The sequence below is a fragment of the Parendozoicomonas sp. 209JJ7-1 genome (assembly GCF_058147085.1).
The window spans coordinates 1-574 of the sequence record NZ_JBYVJU010000138.1 but is presented as its reverse complement, the minus strand read 5'-3'; the positions used below and the strand labels follow the sequence as shown (position 1 = coordinate 574).

Below are 574 nucleotides of genomic sequence, written 5' to 3'. Positions count from 1 at the left end.
GTAGGCGTCACATGGATTTACTTGTTATGTGGCTGGTATTTAGATAGTGATATTTTATGTTTCACTAGTTTCGTTGCTGCTTGTATGTTTTAACAGCCTTTTCAAACTGCTCTAGATTCTCGACGTCTAGTGAAGCCTCATGTCCAATGTAACCTAACTCCGATCCAAGAAGGTTTTTCAAACTTTTCAGTAAACTTTCAGCATATGATTGGTTGCTAGCATCTGTAGATAAACCATAGATGGTCCTACCGTCTTTGAGGAAAAATACTATTCCATGTTCTGGTTTTCTATTCTCTAGTGCATGCCAATATATCGTGTGCTCGGTATTTCTATTTTTGCAGCAGTAGATTAATAGTTCATCAGCATGAGAAAAAATAGCTTCAGGGGATTCTGAATATTGTGGGATTTCATACTCATCTGCACTTTCTTCACGACGCGGTAAAAATTTTTCTAGGAAGTCATAGATTGTGTCTTTATCTCTTTTCTCAGAAAGAACATATATGTCTGAATATTCCGGCATTTGATTTTTCGAGTTCAATTATCCGTGATGATTATGACAATGCCTGAAGCCACA

At 36.9% G+C, this 574-nt stretch carries 1 protein-coding gene; it reads right to left on the bottom strand.

What is annotated here, in order from left to right; translation table 11 throughout:
* Positions 1-64 precede the first annotated feature (64 nt).
* Positions 65-538, bottom strand: a complete 474-nt coding sequence (locus tag ACY2RQ_RS19745; RefSeq protein ID WP_490114728.1) for a hypothetical protein — start codon at positions 536-538, stop codon at positions 65-67.
* Positions 539-574: the final 36 nt, after the last annotated feature.